This is a genomic window from Pseudomonas sp. 2822-17 (genome assembly GCF_002742485.1).
Lineage (GTDB): Bacteria > Pseudomonadota > Gammaproteobacteria > Pseudomonadales > Pseudomonadaceae > Aquipseudomonas > Aquipseudomonas cyclaminis.
Genome location: NZ_LJRZ01000201.1, coordinates 1 through 330 on the forward strand (window position 1 = coordinate 1; position 330 = coordinate 330).

The 330-nt window shown below is 33.6% G+C and carries 1 protein-coding gene; it reads right to left on the reverse strand.

The window, feature by feature from the left end; genetic code table 11:
- Window positions 1-117: 117 nt before the first annotated feature.
- Window positions 118-330, reverse strand: a 213-nt coding sequence (locus AOA60_RS33250) for a hypothetical protein (RefSeq protein WP_218240510.1), incomplete at its 5' end; no start/stop codon positions are given.

The following is a 330-nucleotide window of genomic DNA, read 5'->3' on the forward strand; positions in this document are numbered from 1 at the left end:
CTGATAAAGCAAATATAATTGACTAGTACGATTAATCTCCTCAAAAAATGTTGACATTTGATTCACATCAATAGAATGAGTCACAGAAGCCGTTTCAGTAAACAGTGGTAATGGATTTTATAGGCCTGATAATTGCTTCCGCTCCTCTGAAATTAAATTTTCATAATCAATAAATCTAGAAGTCATCCTATCTATTAGTTCTGCATCCGTCTCAGACCAACGCTCTTCAGTTTGTTTCTTATGTAATAAACTTAGCAGGTTCACAAAGTTAGATTGAATATTTAAACTGGAAGCACTTCTACTATTATCGATCCGATACGATTCCAATAG